Source organism: Cytobacillus firmus (assembly GCF_023715565.1).
Lineage (GTDB): Bacteria > Bacillota > Bacilli > Bacillales > Cytobacillaceae > Cytobacillus > Cytobacillus firmus_C.
In genome coordinates this window covers 15,023-30,467 of record NZ_JAMBOJ010000041.1, presented here as the reverse complement: position 1 = coordinate 30,467, position 15,445 = coordinate 15,023, and the positions used below count along the sequence as shown (strand labels likewise).

Below are 15,445 nucleotides of genomic sequence, written 5' to 3'. Positions count from 1 at the left end.
TTACTCCTCTAATTTCAATGAAATGCTCACCTTGAACAAATCACCATCTGTATCTATATCGAGATTCCCTTCATGAAGGTCAATAATCGACTTGGCAATGGCGAGCCCCAGGCCTGAACCATCTGTATGCCTTGATTTATCTCCCCGCTTAAATCGCTCATACAATTCTTCACTCTGGTCATCCAGCTCATATTTAGAAACATTTTTAAACGTAATAACTGCCTGGCCATTGACTTTCGCAAGGGCAATATACACCCGTGAATGTTCCAATGAATATTTAAGAACATTGCCTATTAAATTATCAAACACACGCCAGAGCTTTTGGCCATCCACATTCGCGATAGCCGGAAGATCAGGCTTGATGACGCGAAACTGCAGATTCGACTCCCTGATGGCATTATCATGTTCTGCAAGAGCCTGCTGCAGCAGCTGAACCAGGTCCACTTTTTCCTTTCGTAGCTCAATATTGCCGGTTGCCATCTTTGAGACCTCGAATAAATCATCAATTAAAACTTTTAACCGTTTAGATTTACGGTCAATGATTTCAAGATAGGCTGAACGGTCGTCCTCTGATAGCTCGCTTGACTTCAGCAACTCGGTGTACGTAATAATGGAAGTCAAAGGTGTCCTTAAATCATGACTGACGTTTGTAATCAGCTCCGTTTTCAGCCTTTCGCTTTTTGCCTGCTCGCTAAGGGATGTTTTTACGCCCTGCTTCAAAATATTAATGTTTCCCGCGAGTGAAGCAAGAACTCCTTTTCCTTTAACCGGCAAGTCCTGTCCCATGTGGCCTGATGCCAAATCATCTGCGGTCTCAACAATCCGGTTAAAATAGCCCACTCGTCTGATTAATAGCATTACAAATGGAACTCCTGCAAAAGCAAAGATCAATACATATAATAGGGCGAGCACCGGGTGATAGAGCATAACAATTGTACCCATTCCCATTCCAAAGATTATTGCAAGTACAACAAACAGCTGCGTTCCTATACTCCGGTTTAGGAAGGCTTCCTGAAGGCTGGTTTTCAAACTGGCTCCTGTTCTATAAACCAGACTTTTTTTCAAAACTGACTTTGCACTTTCCAAGTCCTTGAATTCACCTGCAATATATTTAAGCTGAACAATTGTCAGGCCGCAAAGAACCGACGCTCCAAGGAGAACAATGGTTAACTCAACCACACGCGAAAGGAAGTTGTAGGTGTCTATAAGAAAATCGTTCAGCAGAAAAAGCGCCAATATGCTTCCTATTGCTGTTATCCCTAAAAAGGTGATCCGTAAATCAATAGGCATCTTATTATATAATGGCTGCCATCTTTTGATCTCAGCTGACAGGGCCCTTGACTTTCTGGAAGCAATCAATGCAGCGATAACAGCTAAAATCGCTGAGCCGCCATAAATTATTAATATAGTCTGTTTTTGCTTAAAATGATTATTCTGGTCAATGAACATATTTGAATCAGGAAGATTTTTAGCCAGGCCTATTTGTCCCTTAAAGTAACCTGATTGAGATTCAACCAGTGCCTGATGGAACTCGCCATATCCCCCTATAATAAAATTCAGGAAATAATCTTTATCCATCGTATAGTCGGTATGAAAGAGCATTTCTTTTTCCATTACCTCTTCCGGAGATTCATTCTTGGCCAGGGTTAAATTGGTGTATACCTCACCAGTCGCAGTGTCCTTGAAATAATAGGTAAATGAATCTTTATAGTAATCGTACTGATTCCGGAGCTGCTCTTTCTCTTTATAAAATGCTTTTAATTTCTCTTCTTTTTCTTTAATCACTTTGGTGCGTACATGTTCGTCACTTTCAAAGTTTTTTGTGACATCTTCAATTTTTTTATACATTTGATCTTTTAATGATTGGGCAATCTCATTGCTGTTCACCGCTTTTGCCTCTTCAATCCTGGGCTCATATTGGATCTTAATATTATCAATTTGTTCAAGAAGTGATCCATAACGATAGCGATGCTCATTAATTTCCTCTTCCGTCACCTCAATCGCTTCTTTCGCTTTTTCAATAGTCACGTTATTCAGTTCATACAATTCCAGATAGCCGGCATATTGATCAATTTCACCTCTGAATTGTCCGGTGTGGAAGTAATCCGGGTTTACATATTCCCTAGCATTAATCAGAACTGCCAAAACACCGCTTGCTCCGAAAGCAAATAATACCATTATCATCACAATGATGAATCTATTTTTCAATCTTGTATCCAATTCCCCATACCACCTTTAAATATCTCGGATTTTTCGGATTGATTTCAATCTTTTCACGGATTTTCCGAATATGCACTGCCACCGTATTTTCAGCGTTATAGCCTGGTTCGTTCCATACCCGTTCATAAATTTCATCTATGGAAAAAACGCGTCCGGCATTTGTCATCAAAAGCTCCACTATTTTATACTCGATTGGCGTCAATTTCACCGGCTCTCCATTAACAGTCACTGCTTTTGCTTCCTTATCGAGCATAAGGCCGTTCAGATCAATAACCTTTTTAACTCCTTCAAATGTTCCGAATGTCACATACCTTCTCAGCTGCGATTTCACGCGGGCAACCAGTTCCATCGGATTGAAGGGCTTGGTCACATAATCATCAGCCCCAACCTGCAGCCCGAGGATTTTATCGGTATCCTCTGTTTTGGCACTCAGAATTATTATCGGGATGTTCTTCTTCTCTCGAATTTTATATGTAGCCGAAATGCCATCCAGCCTAGGCATCATGACATCTAAAATAATCAGATGCACTTGTTGCTCATTCAAAATCTCCAGAGCTTCAATTCCATCCTTTGCTTTTAAAACGGTGATGCCTTCATTTTTGAGATAAATTTCAATGGCGTCCCTGATCTCTTTTTCGTCATCTACGACAAGTACATTATAGTTATCCATAATTCCCCTGCTTTCAAGGTGCTCGTTTTCTTATTTTTATATTAAACGTAAAATCTTAACATTAATGTAATAGAAATCTTAAGAATTTCTTAAGATTGAATTTGTGTTTCTTAAGTTTTCACCATTACTATTTTATAATGGGGGGAAATGGAAATATAGACTTGTAATTGTAAGACATAAAAAAGCACCCTCCGCCCAGCTGATTTTGCTGATGGAGGGTGCTTAAAGAACAAAATTCAACTATGAGCGGACAGGTGATACAAGCTGAATATAAGACTCGCTGCTGACAGACTTGATTATGACTGGTCTCATGGAACCGCTGAAGCTTAAAAGAACCTGCTCTTCCTTTAAAGCTTTTAGGGCATCCATTAAAAAGTTCCCATCGAGTGAAATGGATAGTTCCCGCTCGCCATTGATTTCTAAAAGAGGCTGGGTTTCTTCAATTTTTCCGATGGCAGAGGAAACAGAAGATATCTTCAATGCGCCTTCTTTTATCTCCAAAAGGACATTATTGTTTTTCCACTCATGTGCAAACAGGCAGGCGCGGTCAATACCCTGCAATAGTTTCTTTGCATCCATTTTTATGACTGTTTTCGCTTCCTTCGGGATGAGTCCGGATATATCCGGATAATTTTCACTGATAAGCCGCGAACAAAGCATGGTTGATTTTGTTTTGAAAACTAAATAACTCTCTGTTGAAAAGATTTGCACTTTACTTTCCTCCTGATGAGCCAATAGCTTTGAAAGTTCCTTAAGGCTGGAGCCCGGAACAATGAAAGAGCCGTTAGATGGATAATGGATCTTAGTTTCCAGAAAAGCTAATTGATGTGAGTCAGTTGCAGCACAAGAAAAGCTGTTTCCGTTAAAATTCATATGCACACCAGTGAGAGCCGGCTTCGTATCATTCTTTGAAACAGCAAACACGGTCTTCTTTATCATTTCTATTAGTTTTACAGAAGAAAATTCAATTCCATGAGAATCTTCAATTTCTGGAAGTGCTGGATACTCTTCAGCAGGAAACCCGTTTAAGGAAGTAAGGATTTCGTCTGACTGTACTATCATGCTATTCTTTTCATCCACTTTGATATGTATGTCACCAGGCAGCTTTTTAATGAGTTCTGTCAGGTATCTGGATGTCACTACAACACTTCCAGTCTCTGCGATTTCAAGTCTGGCACCTTCATCAGATGCATGAATAAACTTTTCAATTATAATATCAGAGCTGCTTCCCGTGAGTATTATATGATCATCACATGCAGTCAGCTTTATCCCGGTTAGAATAGGAAAAGGAGTATTAGCTGATACTACACTGTTTACTTCCCCAATTGCTTTATAAAAATATTCATTCTTAATTATAAACTCCATTCATACCCCGCCTATTCTTTCGATAGGGTATTCTTTCGACAAAATTCCTGAAAATTCCTTTCAGCCTGTCAGCTTAATTTTGTTTGAAACAGTTCAAGAGGATAAAGCTGAGTAGCTTTTACGGCATCAAAGATTTGCCTAATGACTTTGGCATCACGGAGTTCCTCCTCCTTAAAGCTCTCAAAGTTTGATAGATTCACCCATTTGCTATCGGCAATTTCTTCTTCCTGAAGGCTCAAAAAGCCACCTGTTATTTGACCAATAAAGTGAAATAAGATGACCTGATGGTCCGTACTGCTGATAAAGTTATATATCCCGGTTGTATGAGTCAGCAAAACAACCAGGCCAGTTTCTTCTTTAACTTCCCTGCAGGCAGCCTCAAGAATATCTTCTCCTTTTTCAACACGCCCGGACGGGAAATTCCATTTATTCTTTACTGTGGCTTTATTCTCTTTGATCATCAGCACTTTCCCTTCTTGTATAATGGATGTACTGGCAACAAGCACGATTTCGTTCTGTGTCATTTCTCCACTTCTTTCTTATTTACCATATTGACTTTCCTGATTGGAATGTTTATTCTTTCTGCAAATGGAAAGTATTCTTAATATCCCATTATAAAGGAGTGACTTCATGTCCAGAAATAAATATAAAGAAAAGGCAATGAATGCCGTAAACAAGTTAAAATCAAACCTTAAAGGGAAGCTTTATGAAATGGCAGACATACCTTCCGTATCTGTTAAGCAGCTTTCAGAATTCATCAGACAGCATCCCGATACGCAAATAACAAAGAAAGAGCTACTTGGAAATACCTACACTTTCTACCGTCTAAATGCGAATGATGACTTTCTGTATATGGAGACAATTAATGAACGAATTCTCCAACTGGATGGATCCTCACATGGAAAAAGATTTGTCTCTTACCGATCCTACCGGGACTCCCATAATTTGAATAATCCAATGAGGCTAACATAACGGTCTTAAATCAGGTGAGTTTCACATCATGGGAGGCTCACTTATTTTTGATAGTTGACGTATGGTTTATAATGTATTTTGACAGTTTAATAGCCTCTTCCATTCGTTCAAGCTTTCCTGCATAATGCCTATCTTCTTTACCGCTGCGAATATTGTTGGCATCCAGTATAATTGGGTGCCATTTTTCCGGCAAATGCTTTATGGAGTACTCCCCGGCCCCTTTCTTAGAGATAATATCCTTCTCCCTCAATGTGTAAAACTGCCGCAATATACCTAGCACCGTCCATTCAATTTCCTATCAACCTCAGATTCAGCTATTCGTGTAAGTTTATCAATCGATTTCTCGAACGTCCGGATTCGATCTGCCCAATATGTATTCATGTTTTCATAAGTGTATGAAACCAACTCATTGTCATTTATCTCAATAAAAGGGAGATCACCGTAAATGGCTATTCCCTTCTTATTTAAAAGTCACCAGGTGGCTGGATTCAGGAAATGCCCATAATTCATTTTACCGTTGTTATAAAAGTGACATTCACCAAGCTTCCCGTGATCAATCTGAGTTATATAAACCCCATCCATCTCAGGATACTAATATTTTTCAGTTATTAATTTATGAATCTCCTCAGTCTTTTCCAATTCTGATTGGATTAACTCTTTATGTGTAACTGCAATAAAATCTATATCGCTTGATCCTTCTACATAAGCATCAAGTACAAGTGATCCATGCAAATAAAGACCTGCAAGCTGATTAGGCGAATATTCATTAAATATTTTCATGTAATTATTCAGCAGATCATTAACTGCTAATGGAAGTTCTCTCATTTGCACTGCTCCCCTGACTTTTAATCATATTTTGATTGCTCCATATTATGGAACCTTCCTTGATATTGTTAAGTTTACTAAAAAAGTGAATTTTTTCAATATTAACAAAGTATAAATAGAAGGTTAGGAATTTTGCTGGATACCAACATCCAATTTGTCATGAAAGCGGGGAAAATGAATGACTGTATTAGAGGTAAGGAATCTACAAAAATCCTTTGGTTCCATTAAGGCTGTCCAGGATATCAGTTTCTCGGTTCATGCCGGTGAAGTCTTCACAATAATAGGACCTAACGGAGCTGGTAAGACGACGACACTGGAAATGATCGAAGGCCTTGTTTCACCCGACAACGGGGTAATTCATTTTGGTGAACTCGATTGGAATAAGCATGCCGTTTCGATAAAAAAGAAGATTGGTGTGCAGCCTCAGTCAAGCGCTATGTTTGATTTGCTGACACCGGAAGAAAACCTTAACCTTTTTGCTTCCTTTTACGATCATGCCCGGCCAGCGGAAGAGATTCTTGAAATTGTTAACCTGACTGATCACCGCAAAAATCACGTAAAAAAACTTTCAGGCGGGCAGAGGCAAAGACTTGCCATTGGGCTCGCCCTGATTAGCGACCCGGAAATTATTTTTCTAGATGAACCGACCACAGGACTCGATCCTCAGGCCAGAAGAAATATTTGGGATATTATTCTCCATCTAAAAGAATTAGGCAAAACAACCATTCTAACGACACATTACATGGAAGAAGCGGAAAAGCTGAGTGACCGGGTATGCATTGTGGACCAGGGGAATATTATTACACTTGACACCCCTTCCGCCCTCATTGAGAAACTGACAAATGAGCGTGAAATAAGACTGAGCTTTCTTGATGGAGAAAAGGCGGCTGAGGACGCTGACGGTTTTTCAAAGGAGCTTCCCTCCGTTTCCAAGACAGAACGGGAAGGCGCTGCTCTGAAAATATGGGCATCAAAGCCGGAAGAAACCCTTTTGGACTTATTTAAATTTACTAAAGAAAAATCATATGGAGTGGAGCAGGTCTCCATACGGGAAATGAGCCTGGAAGATGTGTTTATTGCATTTACCGGGAAGGAATGGAGGGATTAACATTAAATTTAATCAATTTAAAATGATGTTTCTGGCGCAGTTGAAATTAACTCTTCGCGAAAAACAGGCGTGGTTTTGGGGTATCTTTTTCCCAGTTATTTTAATGGTCATCTTTATGGTCATTTTCAGCGGAAATTCAGATGAAGAGTTTAAAACAGAGGTTGCGGTAGTTGATCCAAGCCCGAATCCTGCTTCCGAGATGATGCTTTCTCAGATTAGTGAACTTCCTGTTTTTGAGGTTAAATCAGGAAAGCCTGTTACGAGGGATAAAGCGGAGGAATGGGTAAAAAATCAGAAAGTGGATGCCGCCATTATCCTCCCGGAGTCAGCGGAAGCATCGTCTGTGATTCTTGTTGTTAATAAAGAAAATGAACAGGGTGCAGCAGCCCAGGCTGTTTCAGGCATTCTGAATAAATTTGTGCAGCAGGCTAATTTACTGGCTGCAGGTGCCGCTCCTAAATATAACCTTCAATATGAATCGATTACATCAGGCACCAATGAACTGGATTATACCGATTTTCTTTTAACCGGAATGATTGCTTTATCCATTGCCCAGGGCGGCATGTTTGGCATGGTGGACATGGTGGAAATGCGCAGAAAGGGATTAATTAAAAGACTGCGCATGACTCCGGCGAATATGGGCATATTCGGGTTAAGCGATATGGTAATGAGACTTTTGTTCAGCATTGTACAGATTATCCTGCTCTCATTAATAGGAGTGCTCGTGTTCGGTGCCAATCTTTATATTAATCCACTTACCCTGATTATCGTCTTTTTGATCGGAGCTCTATCCTTTAATTCACTTGGCTACTTCTTCTCTTCTTTCAGCAAAACTACCGAGGCTTATATGGGCGTAGCCAATATATGCAGCTTTCTCATGATGTTCTTAAGCGGAGTGTTTTTCCCTATTGAAACGATGCCTGAATGGATCCAGCCGATTTCGGCTGTTCTGCCGCTCACCTATTTTGCTGATGGTTTAAGGGAAAGCATGGTGTATGAAACCGGCTTAGCTACTGCATCACTTTGGGCAGGAATTGCCGTGATGGTGATTTGGGGTGCGGTCACATTCCTTCTGGGGTCAGTACTTTATAAAAGGAAGGCAATTGCTGCAGATAGATAAAAAAAGGCCCGGCTGCCTGGAACCAGGCGGCTGGGCCTCACTTCAGAACTGATTCTCCTCACTTTTTCTTTGACAGATCTTCATGGTCAGTTGCCATTGGCGGCTTTTCAAACCATCCATTGTCTATCATCATATTCATTCCATCTTCAGCCAGAATTCCAACTTCGGCAATCATTTTTGCATATTGTGCTGCAATATCCCTTCGCTGCGTCATGGACATCGCTTCTCCATAAAAGCCTATAGAGGTGGATAAAAGCGTTGAAATATGATACATCATCAATTTATCTGAAAAGGGAGGAATTGTTGAATCCGTTACTTCTGCTTCAAATGTCCTTGGGATATTCAAATTCGACTGTGTTAATATATCAGATAAAATTTCAAGGTGCTTGCGGCAAAGCTGCCTGCTTCTTTCCATGTATTTCTGAACTTCTCTGGATTGGGCAACCTGCCCAAATCCAAGCTCCAGCACTACCTTCATCATCATTTTCTGCATATTTACGTATAACCCGCTGATTTCAATCGAATTTATAGGTCGCCGCTTTCCAAACCAGCCTGCTAAGTAACTCTGTTTTTGTATAAATGCAATTTCATGCTGGTTATGCAATATCGGCGGTTTGACGATCACGCCTTTTTCAATTAATACATCTGAAGTGCGGTCAAATAATTCCAGTGATTCACTAATAACCTGCCTCATATACTTCCTAATGTCCTGCCGGGTGGAATTGCCTATAGCACCTGCATATCGGGTGCCCCCATGTATGGACATGATATGTATATATACCCCCATAAAAATATCAGTAAATAATAACGGGGCATCCACATGAACATCTTTGTCAGTAAACCCAACTGGGATTGGCTGATTCTCTCGTGATAAAAACCCTTCAATCTTTTCTAAGTGGCTTTCAGACAATTTAAGGGCAAATTCAAGTACTTTGCGGATTTTTTTGTCATTTACATGGTTTAAAAAATAACGCGTGATACAAATAGAAAGACTATCATTTACATATTGCGACCAAAGGGTTGCGTGTTCAGCTGCAGTAAGCTTGTCTTGTTTATTTCCGCCAGGCATACCTTTCCCTCCTGCATTTTGTCTAATATATGGTTCCCTGTAATTCGCAAATTTATTAATCAATTTCCAGCAATATATTAAGTACGATGTAAATACTAAAAAAGGTGAAACCCCGTGGTTTCACCTTAAACTCGTTAATTATAAATTTTCAAAAAACAATCTGATTACATCGGCTCCACCAATAAAAGTTCCGAGTGAGCTGCCCAGATTGGATAGGACAACAATCAGTAATATTCTGCTCACTTTATTTCTCCAAAACCCCTTAACACTGAATACATCTCCAGTTAAGGTCTCAAAATCTCTAACGTTTGGGCGTCTCATATATGCTTGTGTCAGTCCGGCAAACCAGCCTGCTGCAAGAAGGGGATTCAGTGACGTAATAGGTGCTGCAACAAAAGCTGTCAAAATGGTCAGCGGATGCCCCATTGCAATGGCAGCACCCAGTGCTGACAAAGATCCATTCCAGATTATCCAGCTGATCGTCTGCGCAAGACCCGCAGATGGATTTGCGATGAAGGTATAGGCGATGATGGCTAAAATGAACACCGGAATACTCCATCCAATGATCTTTGGAACATTGGATTTCGGCGGGCGCTCATTCAATTTGGCCATATCCTGCTCTTTTTTTATTTCTTCTTTAATGCCCGGTACATGGGCCGCCCCCAGCACCGCAACAATTTTTTCTCCTGGCGCATCTTTAATTTTCTGCGCAAGGTATTGATCCCGCTCGTCAATGAGTGGTTTCTTCAGTCGCGGAAAACTATCAGTAAATTCATTTAGAATTGCATTTATTGTATCCTGATTCTTCATTTTTTCTAGTTCTTCTTCAGTTATGGTATCTTTGCTGAAAATACTTGCTATTACCTGACTGAGAAGCAGTGATTTCCCTTTTAATCCAAGGTTGCCCCAGATCCTTGCAAAGGTAATTTGAATATTGCGGTCAGCGAGAACGAGCTCTGCCCCTGTTTCCTTAGCTGACTCAATTCCCTGGATCATTTCCTGGCCAGCCTTTATGCCAAACTGGTCGGCCATACGGTTTTGAAAGGATGAAATTGCCAGGTTCATTAAAAGCAATGACGCTTTCTTTTCCTTAATCACCTGAATAATATCCATTTCCTTCCACTTGCTGCCTTCTGTAATCGACTGATACCTTTGTTCATCCAATTCCACACAAACAGAGTCAGGCTGTTCAGCCTCAATGACTTTCTTCACCTGTTCTGCACTGTGCTTTGACACATGTGCTGTTCCAATCAGTATGTATTCCTTGCCGTCTAAATGAATCCTCGTTATGTTTTCCTCTGACATAAATACCTTCCTTAGATACAAATTCGATTATGTATACTTTAGTTTTGTCCACATTATACCATGAAGTGGCGGGAAATTTTATCTATTAACCGCCAAACAGAACAGATGTTTTGATATAATATAAGAATGCATGAAAAAAATGCAAATATCACATAAAGGTGGAAATAGTTTTGAATGGTACCGCCCATGCAGCAATTGGAGCAGCAGCAGGATACGTGGTTGCGAACACTGTTCACGCCAGTCCCTCCACAACCCTTTTATTAGTCGGTCTCGGGAGTGTTTCAGGATTGATCCCTGACCTCGACATTGATGGAAAGCTTCGAGACCGGCTTACACTATCACATGAAGTCGTTCAGACGGTTGCCCAAATCATTGGAATTTTAATGATTATTTATAGTTTTTATGAAGGCTCCCCGAAAGAGAAATGGCTAGGAATGGCCATTGGAATTGGAATGACAGCCATTTCGTCAAAAATCAAGCAAAAGCATATGCTCACCATAACGGGAATTGGGGTCCTGGCAGGAGGAATCTCGCTGCAGGAACTTTGGCTCATATTATTTGGAATTTATATCTTGATAGCTTCCTTTGTTTCCCACCGCAGTTATACCCATTCCTTGCTGGGGGTTCTTTTTTTCGCATTCATTTCTTCCAGATTTGAAATGTCTCTTGGCATAGAAGGAGTCTATTATACCTGCCTTGCCGGTTACATAAGCCATTTGATTGCCGATTTAAAAATCCTGCCCTTTAATAAGAGAGGGGTAAAGCTCTTTCTTCCCCTTTCATCGAAAGAGATTTAAGACAGTTGCCGCTCATATTTTTGAGCGGTTTAATCTTTGATTGGAATAAAAACTTCTGCCTCTTCCTCCTTATTTTCACCCGGATAATAGACTTCAATAATATAATCATCAATAGACTGCTGACGGTCATTTTCGCTGAGCCAGCTGTTAAGCCGCTTATGCAAATCGCCCACCTCAGCAGTCTTTCCTCTGATTGAGGCATAAGTGTGCTCAGCCTCTATATATTCCATCCCATTTGGCAGCGTTTGTGCTTTTTCATAAACTAAATTCCCCGTAAAAAAGGTACCCTCTAAGTGGTCTTCCCCTCTCTTAGGTTCATAAAAGGCCACTTCTAAACTGCTGCTGTTTTGAACAAGATGGCCCTGCCTTAAAAAAGACTGAGCTGCTTCAGGCACCAAATGGGCATACTCCTCAAATAAACCACTGTTTCTTATGACAACTGCTTTGAATCCTTTTGATACCACAATGCACATTAGATTTCCCCCTTAAACTTTTATTCATATGAAATTCTCCAAGAGATGGAAAAATCCTCCTTTATTCTTGTGCATTAGAAAAGACGCGCCCCTTGCAGGACGCGTCTTTTTAACTCGCAAACTTCATTCCTTTAGTCTGAGGGGAGGGGTATTCCGGACTCTGCCACCTGGTATTTCTGGTTTTGAGTCGGACCCTAAGCAAAAGCATGATCTCCCTCTTTTGTGTCAGAACTCAAGCCGCCTCCTACTCAACAGCCACCCATAACCTTTTTTATATCCTATGCTGCACCTTTTAAATCATCAAAATCTCCCGAATATCCTCTTCTGTCAGGCTTCCTGCTGCACTTTCATTTGGATCGATGATTTCCTCGATCAAGTTTTTCTTTTTATCTTGCAGTTCATTCATCTTCTCTTCGATGGTACCTCTCGACAATAATTTTATTACCTGAACCGTATTCTTCTGTCCGATGCGATGGGCCCGGTCGGCTGCCTGTTCCTCAACGGCAGGGTTCCACCATAAATCGTATAAAATGACCGTATCAGCACCAGTCAGATTTAGGCCTGTTCCACCTGCCTTCAATGAAATAAGGAAAAAATCGCGCTCTCCCTCATTAAATCGGCGGCAGATTTCCACCCGGTCCCCCGAGGGTGTCTGCCCATCCAGGTAAAAAAACGGCAAATCCATAAGAGCCAGTTCTCTGCCAATAAGGTCCAGCATCTTAGTGAACTGTGAAAAGATCAGCACTCGTCTGCCAGATAATCTGGATTCTTCTATAATTCTCTTGAGCTGTTCAAACTTTGCTGAACTCCCTTTATACCCGTCCACAAATAAAGCAGGGTGACAGCAAATCTGGCGGAGTCTTGTCAAACCGGCAAGGATTCTTATGCGGTTCTTTCTGATTGTGTCTTTATTTAAATGCTTTAAGGTATCTTCTCTCAGTTTTGCCAGGTACGCTGCATAGAGCTTCTTCTGATCGGGCTGCAATTCAGCCGAATCAATCAGCTCCAACTTTTCAGGCAGCTCTGAAAGAACATTCTCTTTCATTCTCCTGAGCATGAACGGGCGAACTCTTCTCGCAATTGTCTTCCTTGTTAAATTTCCGTATTCCTTTAAGCCCCCAAACAATTCAGGGAAAACAACATGAAAAATAGACCACAGCTCTTCTGCAGAATTTTCAACGGGTGTGCCTGTTAGAGCAAAACGATATCTGGCATGAATTTTTTTTACTGCTCTCGCTGTTTGGGTGACCGGGTTTTTAAATACCTGTGCTTCGTCAAAAAATACCGTGTGAAATTGCTGCGTTTCATACCATTTAATATCTTTAAGCACTAGCGGATAGGAAGTAATCACCACATCAACCCCGGATAAATCCATCTGAAGCTCAGCCCGTTCTTTTTGATTTCCATCGATAACAATTGCCTGGATGTCCGGAGTGAACTTCGTCAGCTCGCTTAACCAGTTGTACGTTAAAGATGATGGGCATACAATAAGGGCAGGGTGGGTACTTTCCCGAATATCCTTAAGCTCAGACTGAATAAAAGTAATGCTTTGCAGTGTCTTACCCAGTCCCATATCATCAGCTAAAATGCCGCCAAATCCATAATGCGCGATTGTCTTTAACCATTTAAATCCACTTTTCTGGTACTCCCTTAAAGTAGAATCCAGTTTTTCCGGAACAGAAATATGCAGGCATGACGGATCTTCAAGCTCCTTCAAAAACGTCCTAAATGATTCCTCATGACAAAACACTTCCTGATCACCAGCTGCATCCAACATTCTAAGACCGGATACAATCGGCATGTTTAAACCGCGCTCCAGATCCTCCGCCTGATCTGGAACAGCTTTCAGAAAACGCTGGATTTCCTCAAATTCTCTTGTTTCCAATGATAGAAGCGCACCATTTTTCAGGCGGAAGAATTTCCGTTTTTCCTCAAGTGCTACTAAGACATCCCGTATCTCCTGCTCAGCTATGACGGTCAATTCAAACTTGAATTCCAGCCAATTGGTCCGCTCTTTTTTCATTTTTATCCGTATCTGCGGTTTCGCATTCTCCCTGAAAATCCGGTTCCTGACAGACATAGTCGCATATATTTGCACTAGCTTCTGCAGCTTGGGGACAACATGATAAAGAAATTCATATTCGAGCTCTTCGTTCTGCAGAAAATACCCGCCATCCGTCTTGGCAAAAGAGCTTTCCTCCATAAGCTGAAGGATCTCATCCTCTATTGTCACATCTCTAATTATCCGCGTGCCGCCCTTCGGCTCTCTGCTCTCCAGCGGATTAATCACGATATTTTCATAATGAAATTCAATTCCTGCCAGCAGACGGTTCCGCAGACGGTCTAGATACAACTTGGCAGTCAAAGGAGTTTTCATAAACCTGTGTGACATGTCCTCAGAAATATGTACATCCCCCAGCTTTCTCAATCCAGGTACCACTTTATCCAGAAACATCTCCATTTGTTCAGCTGTTATCGGAATTTCATTTTTTCCGGCTGCCTCCAGCATTTGAGTTAAATCATACAGACGCTTGCAGTCATCCTTCTTGAGTGTAATGAACTTGCCGCCTGACAGAACAGCACTATACGAGTCCAGGATCATCAGCCGGTCCAGTCCTTTAACATGTAAAAAATAATTATCCTTTGCTTCGGCCAAATCAAATCGCAATGACAGCCGCTCTTCTCTAAAAGCCATACGATCAAATGTTTTACCTGTTATTTCAAGCTTCACTTTTTCTGCGAGCGCCAAAACAGGCTTTAGCCGTTCCCATGATGATGGAGGAATTAAGAGCATATGCTTGCTCGCTGTATAATCAAAATCTTCCATTAAAGCATTGATATAAATGGATTCATCATGTATTACCTGTATCAGCTGCTGAAGGACAGCATCTGCCTCCGGCGGGAAACAATGCAGGACTGGATCATAGGAAAAAGTCAGAGATAATAGGCTTGGTTTCCCCTCTTTAACTGAGTGGAGAAATTGCCGGATATCCAGGACATCCATTGAGCCTATGGAGCATTTAATGGCAAACAGATAATGCCCTTTTCCTAAATGAACAGGCACACAGGTGAATTCAGGCTGGAGCACTTGCCTGTTTTCAAAATGCAGCTGGTGCCCGCTTGACCTTCCAGGATGTTCACTGAAAAGTGTCATAAGGCTATCAGTTAAGGCGTGTTTCGGAGAAGCCTCAAGGCTGCCTGCAGAATGGTTTGTCGATCGATATTGCCGCATATCAAAAATTTCCAGCAGTACTGCTGCGGCATGCTGGCACTCTTTATCAAATGATGCAAGCTTGGGACAGCTGCATGTTATTTTGAAGCCATTACCTGAAGTTTTCTCTACTTCAACATAAAAATCTTCACCAGCAGATACCGTTGCCTCACATTTATCATCATCGTATTTATTTATCGTTACTTTTTGATTCCTGAAAAAGGCATCCCCTCTTTTGAAGGAGACGGTGCCACACATTTCTTTTATCATTTTGTGAGTCAATTTAATATCCACAAACGCTCTCCTTCCG

The 15,445-nt window shown here is 41.1% G+C and carries 14 protein-coding genes; 4 read left to right on the top strand and 10 right to left on the bottom strand.

Annotation, left to right across the window (positions count from 1 at the left end):
- The 4 genes from M3205_RS16430 to M3205_RS16415 form a co-directional block, all read right to left on the bottom strand.
- Positions 1–2,220 carry a sensor histidine kinase gene (locus tag M3205_RS16430; protein WP_251170915.1) on the bottom strand — a complete coding sequence of 740 codons (2,220 nt, stop codon included), beginning with the start codon at positions 2,218–2,220 and terminating at the stop codon, positions 1–3.
- Positions 2,198–2,890, bottom strand: a complete 693-nt coding sequence (locus tag M3205_RS16425) for a response regulator transcription factor (protein WP_251170914.1) — start codon at positions 2,888–2,890, stop codon at positions 2,198–2,200. The genes M3205_RS16430 and M3205_RS16425 overlap by 23 nt, the downstream gene beginning before the upstream one ends.
- A gap of 240 nt (positions 2,891–3,130) precedes the next feature.
- On the bottom strand, positions 3,131–4,255 hold the full coding sequence (gene dnaN, locus M3205_RS16420) for a DNA polymerase III subunit beta (protein WP_251170913.1): 1,125 nt from the start codon (positions 4,253–4,255) through the stop codon (positions 3,131–3,133).
- Between the two features lie 68 nt (positions 4,256–4,323).
- Positions 4,324–4,779, bottom strand: a complete 456-nt coding sequence (locus M3205_RS16415; RefSeq protein ID WP_251170912.1) for an NUDIX hydrolase — start codon at positions 4,777–4,779, stop codon at positions 4,324–4,326.
- 106 nt (positions 4,780–4,885) lie between these two features.
- Between M3205_RS16415 and M3205_RS16410 the strand changes: the two genes are divergently transcribed.
- The gene (locus M3205_RS16410) at positions 4,886–5,227 is read left to right on the top strand and encodes a hypothetical protein (RefSeq protein ID WP_251170911.1); all 342 of its coding nucleotides are present in this window, start codon (positions 4,886–4,888) and stop codon (positions 5,225–5,227) included.
- A 37-nt stretch (positions 5,228–5,264) separates the two neighbouring features.
- On the opposite strand, the gene M3205_RS16405 is transcribed toward M3205_RS16410, so the two are convergent.
- Positions 5,265–5,477: an aminoglycoside adenylyltransferase domain-containing protein gene (locus M3205_RS16405; RefSeq protein ID WP_251170910.1), complete on the bottom strand. Its 213-nt coding sequence runs from the start codon at positions 5,475–5,477 to the stop codon at positions 5,265–5,267.
- Between the two features lie 341 nt (positions 5,478–5,818).
- A complete protein-coding gene (locus M3205_RS16400) occupies positions 5,819–6,052 on the bottom strand; it encodes a nucleotidyltransferase domain-containing protein (RefSeq protein WP_251170909.1) in 234 nt (77 codons plus the stop codon).
- Positions 6,053–6,230: 178 nt separating this feature from the next.
- On the opposite strand from M3205_RS16400, the gene M3205_RS16395 reads away from it, so the two are divergent.
- Complete coding sequence (locus M3205_RS16395) at positions 6,231–7,160, top strand: ABC transporter ATP-binding protein (protein ID WP_251170908.1); 930 nt, start codon at positions 6,231–6,233, stop codon at positions 7,158–7,160.
- Positions 7,120–8,280 carry an ABC transporter permease gene (locus M3205_RS16390; protein WP_251170907.1) on the top strand — a complete coding sequence of 387 codons (1,161 nt, stop codon included), beginning with the start codon at positions 7,120–7,122 and terminating at the stop codon, positions 8,278–8,280. Before M3205_RS16395 ends, M3205_RS16390 begins: the two co-directional genes overlap by 41 nt.
- Before the next feature lie 58 nt (positions 8,281–8,338).
- Here M3205_RS16390 and M3205_RS16385 read toward each other — a convergent pair whose 3' ends face one another.
- Together M3205_RS16385 and M3205_RS16380 are read right to left on the bottom strand one after the other, a co-directional pair.
- Positions 8,339–9,349 carry a DUF3231 family protein gene (locus M3205_RS16385; protein ID WP_251170906.1) on the bottom strand — a complete coding sequence of 337 codons (1,011 nt, stop codon included), beginning with the start codon at positions 9,347–9,349 and terminating at the stop codon, positions 8,339–8,341.
- A gap of 138 nt (positions 9,350–9,487) precedes the next feature.
- Complete coding sequence (locus M3205_RS16380) at positions 9,488–10,654, bottom strand: TraB/GumN family protein (RefSeq protein WP_251170905.1); 1,167 nt, start codon at positions 10,652–10,654, stop codon at positions 9,488–9,490.
- Between the two features lie 170 nt (positions 10,655–10,824).
- On the opposite strand from M3205_RS16380, the gene M3205_RS16375 reads away from it, so the two are divergent.
- Positions 10,825–11,451 (top strand): metal-dependent hydrolase, encoded by a 627-nt coding sequence (locus M3205_RS16375; protein ID WP_251170904.1) that lies wholly within the window; start codon positions 10,825–10,827, stop codon positions 11,449–11,451.
- A 29-nt stretch (positions 11,452–11,480) separates the two neighbouring features.
- Here M3205_RS16375 and M3205_RS16370 read toward each other — a convergent pair whose 3' ends face one another.
- Together M3205_RS16370 and M3205_RS16365 are read right to left on the bottom strand one after the other, a co-directional pair.
- Positions 11,481–11,924: a GyrI-like domain-containing protein gene (locus M3205_RS16370; RefSeq protein ID WP_251170903.1), complete on the bottom strand. Its 444-nt coding sequence runs from the start codon at positions 11,922–11,924 to the stop codon at positions 11,481–11,483.
- Positions 11,925–12,216: 292 nt separating this feature from the next.
- Entirely contained in the window at positions 12,217–15,429 is a 3,213-nt protein-coding gene (locus M3205_RS16365) for a DEAD/DEAH box helicase (protein ID WP_251170902.1), read from the bottom strand.
- Positions 15,430–15,445 lie beyond the last annotated feature (16 nt).

What these genes read in the sequence shown, in the direction of transcription:
- M3205_RS16400 (WP_251170909.1), bottom strand. Translation starts at nt 6,052, where the DNA reads ATGAGAGAACTTCCATTAGCAGTTAATGATCTGCTGAATAATTACATG.
- dnaN (WP_251170913.1), bottom strand. Translation starts at nt 4,255, where the DNA reads ATGGAGTTTATAATTAAGAATGAATATTTTTATAAAGCAATTGGGGAA.
- M3205_RS16380 (WP_251170905.1), bottom strand. Translation starts at nt 10,654, where the DNA reads ATGTCAGAGGAAAACATAACGAGGATTCATTTAGACGGCAAGGAATAC.
- M3205_RS16395 (WP_251170908.1), top strand. Translation starts at nt 6,231, where the DNA reads ATGACTGTATTAGAGGTAAGGAATCTACAAAAATCCTTTGGTTCCATT.
- M3205_RS16425 (WP_251170914.1), bottom strand. Translation starts at nt 2,890, where the DNA reads ATGGATAACTATAATGTACTTGTCGTAGATGACGAAAAAGAGATCAGG.
- M3205_RS16370 (WP_251170903.1), bottom strand. Translation starts at nt 11,924, where the DNA reads ATGTGCATTGTGGTATCAAAAGGATTCAAAGCAGTTGTCATAAGAAAC.
- M3205_RS16385 (WP_251170906.1), bottom strand. Translation starts at nt 9,349, where the DNA reads ATGCCTGGCGGAAATAAACAAGACAAGCTTACTGCAGCTGAACACGCA.
- M3205_RS16415 (WP_251170912.1), bottom strand. Translation starts at nt 4,779, where the DNA reads ATGACACAGAACGAAATCGTGCTTGTTGCCAGTACATCCATTATACAA.
- M3205_RS16390 (WP_251170907.1), top strand. Translation starts at nt 7,120, where the DNA reads ATGTGTTTATTGCATTTACCGGGAAGGAATGGAGGGATTAACATTAAA.
- M3205_RS16410 (WP_251170911.1), top strand. Translation starts at nt 4,886, where the DNA reads ATGTCCAGAAATAAATATAAAGAAAAGGCAATGAATGCCGTAAACAAG.